The sequence below is a fragment of the Streptomyces sp. NPDC034670 genome, assembly GCF_055574875.1.
The window spans coordinates 1-2,644 of the sequence record NZ_JBVITR010000127.1 but is presented as its reverse complement, the minus strand read 5'-3'; the positions used below and the strand labels follow the sequence as shown (position 1 = coordinate 2,644).

Annotated in this window: 2 protein-coding genes and 2 pseudogenes; 3 read left to right on the top strand and 1 reads right to left on the bottom strand. The window is 73.6% G+C overall.

The features are described 5' to 3' along the window. Positions 1-161: 161 nt before the first annotated feature. From ACZ56B_RS32730 to ACZ56B_RS32720, 3 genes and pseudogenes are all read left to right on the top strand, one after another. A pseudogene (locus tag ACZ56B_RS32730) lies at positions 162-449 on the top strand (pyridoxamine 5'-phosphate oxidase family protein); the annotation flags it as partial. 114 nt (positions 450-563) lie between these two features. Beyond that, positions 564-986, top strand: coding sequence for a pyridoxamine 5'-phosphate oxidase family protein (locus ACZ56B_RS32725; protein WP_468798696.1), 423 nt, complete (start codon positions 564-566; stop codon positions 984-986). Positions 987-1,439: 453 nt separating this feature from the next. Further along, entirely contained in the window at positions 1,440-2,084 is a 645-nt protein-coding gene (locus tag ACZ56B_RS32720) for a CBS domain-containing protein (protein WP_468798693.1), read from the top strand. A gap of 62 nt (positions 2,085-2,146) precedes the next feature. Here the strand turns inward: ACZ56B_RS32720 and ACZ56B_RS32715 are convergent. Next, a pseudogene (locus tag ACZ56B_RS32715) lies at positions 2,147-2,412 on the bottom strand (GlsB/YeaQ/YmgE family stress response membrane protein). Positions 2,413-2,644 lie beyond the last annotated feature (232 nt).

Below are 2,644 nucleotides of genomic sequence, written 5' to 3'. Positions count from 1 at the left end.
CCCCAAAGACGTCGAACTCGCCGCATGACCCAGCAAGCCGAACCACCCCAAGCCCAGCCCGGACGCCTTGACGAAAGACATAGAGGCACCCCCCCCCGGGGGTGAGGGCCGTTCTGCGGCGGGCCGGGGACTGTCGGCCCTCACCGCCGGCCGCCCCACGCGTGAAGGAGGGAAAGACCGCACCGGACGACACACGGAAAGACGACCGGCCGACGTACCGCAACGACGGATTCCGCGAACTGGACCGGCAGGAGAGCCTGCGCCGGCTGGCCGAGGCGGTCGTGGGCCGCATCGTGCACACGCGCGACGCCCTGCCCGACGTCCTGCCGGTCAACTTCCTCCTGGAGGAGAGCGGTGCCGTGCTGCTGCGCACGTCGGCCTCCTCGGAGCTGGTCCGCGCCGTCGACGGCGCCGTGGTCGCCTGCGAGGCCGACGAGGTCGACGTCGCGGGTTCGCGCGACCCCTTCGAAACGACGGCTGCGGGCGTCCGCTGCCGGGCGGGAGGCGGAAGCAGGGCCGACCGGCCCTACTCGCCGCAGGACGGCCGCGCTGATGATGGCCCGATGCTCGAGAACGACGCCTTTCGCATTCTCGACCGGCAGGAGTGCCTTCGCCTGCTGGCCAAGGTGCCGGTCGGCCGGGTCGTGTACACCCGCCAGGCGCTGCCCGCGGTCCTCCCGGTCAACTTCTCCCTGGACGAGGACGCCTCCGTCCTGCTGTACACCGCGGCCGGCTCCGATCTCGTACGCGCCGTCGACGGGGTGGTGGTCGCCTTCGAGGCGGACGAATTCACCGCGGCGACCCAGTCCGGCTGGAGCGTGATCGTCACCGGCCGGGCCTCCGCGGTGACCGACGCCGCCGAGCACGAACGGCTCTCGCGGACCGGCCCGCACTCCTGGCGGCCGGTACGTGCCGGGGTCTTCGTGCGCATCGAGTCCGAGCTGGTCACCGGACGCGAGATCACGGGCGCGCGCACCACGCGATGAGCCGCATCCGGTACGGGGGCCGTCCGGACGGAGCGGCCCTCGCATCGCCGGAGGCCGCCGGCCCGGGTCCGGGAGCGGGACGCGGTGCGCCGCCCACGGCGAGGGGTCGTCGGCCCCGGAACCAGTGAGGTCGCACGGTCGGGACAGCGCGCGTCCGCGGCTGAGGTCCGCGGTTCGACGAAGCCGGGTGGGCGGCCGGAGGAGTGGATGATCCCTCCGTCGGCGGACGCGGGGGCCGGGTGCCCGGCGTCAGCGGCGGTTCCCGCACGCGGCCGCACTCCTGGCCCGGGGACCGCCGGTCCTCCCTGCCGGGTCGAACGTCACTGGTCGCCCGAGTGGCGCGGTGCTGTCATGAGGAGGGAGGACGGCGTGCACGAGGCGAGGCACCGCACGTCGTCCGCCCGGGCGGACCGACCGCGGCCGCCCCGTCACGATGCGGAGGAGACTGTTGCCATGCTGCACCGCCGCACGGTCGGAGACGTGATGACCGAGGAGGTCGTCACCCTCCGCCCCACCACACCGCTCCGGGAGGTCGCCGCCCTGCTGGACGCGAACGACATCGTCGCGGCACCGGTCGTCGACGACGACGGCGCCCCCGTCGGCGTCGTGTCCGCGTCCGACGTGCTGCGGCACGAGACCGGCACGCCCGATCCGCAGGGGCAGGACGGGACCGACGAGGACGCCTGGAGCAAGGCCCGGGCACGGACCGCGGGCGCGCTCATGAGCAGCCCCGTCTTCACCGCCCGCGCCGACTGGACGATCCCCCGGGCCGCGCGGGAACTCCGCAGGCGGCACGTCAAGCAGCTACCGGTGGTCAGCGACGACGGGCTCCTCACCGGCATCGTCACCCGCAGCGACCTGCTCGGCGCCTTCATCCGCCCGGACGCCGAGATCCGCGGAGAGATCGAGCGGGACGTCCTGGGACGCATCCTCGGCCTGGCGGAGGGCACCGTCGCCGTCGAGGTCCGAGACGGTGTCGTCACCCTTCGGGGGAACGTCCCGGAACCGCGTCTCGTCCCGGTGGTCGTGGGCCTCTGCCAGGGAGTCGAAGGGGTCGTCGCCGTGGACGCCCATCCCCCCGCCGACCGGCCGGGCTAGGGTCTTTCGTTCGGACCGGGCCGGACTCGCGGGGTCCGGTGCGGTGGCCTCGATGCCCCGGGTCAGTCGCGCGAACTGCCGGGCAGCAGAGGACGGGCGACCAGGAGGACAAGGACCCCGCGACGGCCGAGCCCCGGGTCGCGGCGTCGAAGAAGTCCCGCTGGACCGGTCGGTCGAGGAGCTTCGCGGACAGCCGGCCGCCCACGAAGGCTCCGGCGATGCCGGTGAAGGTCGTGCCGACGCAGTCGCCCGGGTCACGTCCGGGCAGGACGGCCTTGGCGATCGCCCCGGCGAGAAGCCCCGGCACCGGCCGTGCGAGGACGCTCATCTCTCCGGCACACCTTCCCTCGGTCCTTCTTATCCGTGCCCATGTGCTCGGGAAGCTTGACTTCTACAGTTTTGTAGAGGATGTGGTCGTGGTCGGTGGGACTCGTCGGGCGGTGTGGGACGCCAGGGGGCGCCGGTGTCGTCTATACGATGTCCGCTCGGGAAACGCGGGGCGGCGGAAGGGAGACGGGCCGTGGCGGAGGGCGGGCGGCGCCCCCGGCGGGGGCAGGGCG